Source organism: Vibrio sp. D173a (assembly GCF_030248475.1).
In genome coordinates, this window is sequence record NZ_JAHGAH010000953.1 from 1 (window position 1) to 716 (window position 716).

Annotated in this window: 1 protein-coding gene; it reads right to left on the reverse strand. The window is 46.1% G+C overall.

The features are described from left to right. Positions 1 to 624: undecaprenyl-diphosphate phosphatase (locus tag KIV40_RS30500; protein WP_285353020.1), on the reverse strand; the 624-nt coding region annotated here is incomplete at its 3' end. Positions 625 to 716 lie beyond the last annotated feature (92 nt).

A 716-nucleotide genomic window follows, 5' to 3' on the forward strand; every position in this document is an offset into this window, starting at 1 on the left:
GACTAGCTTAAGGCCTAGGTAACCACCCGCCAATGTAATGATTGGAATCGACATCAGGAACGAGAAACGAGCAGCCGCTTCACGAGTAAAACCAAGGTAAAGCGCTGCAGTGATGGTTGCACCTGAACGAGACGTACCCGGGATCATCGCCATCGCTTGTGCAATACCAATGAATAAGGCTTTTTTCCAACCCGCTTGATACTCATCATCACGTAGTGCTGAGTTCTTATCGACCCACCACAACAACAAGCCAAATACGATGGTTGTTGTCGCAATCACCCATGCGCTACGCAAGTAGATTTCGATGATGTCTTTCATCAGTAAGCCAAACACACACGCAGGAATGGTCGCTAAGATGATCATCCAAGCCAGTTTAGCTTCTTTGCTACGATCGCCTTTAAAGACAGATCCGAAAAAGGCATTCAGCAGTGAGACCACCTCTTTGCGGAAGTAGATCACGACCGCTGCCAAGGTACCTACGTGTACTGCAACATCGAATGCCAAGCCTTGATCATCCCAGCCAAGTACCGCTGAAGGAAGGATCAAGTGTGCAGAACTTGAGATAGGCAAAAATTCGGTAAAGCCTTGCACTAACGCCAAAATAAACGCTTCAAAATAACTCATTTCTAACCTTATAGATTTATAGTTGTATATCTACGGCTGAGAGGGAATCTAGCTGCTCCATTTTCTTCCATATTTCACTGACGGTTCGTCCA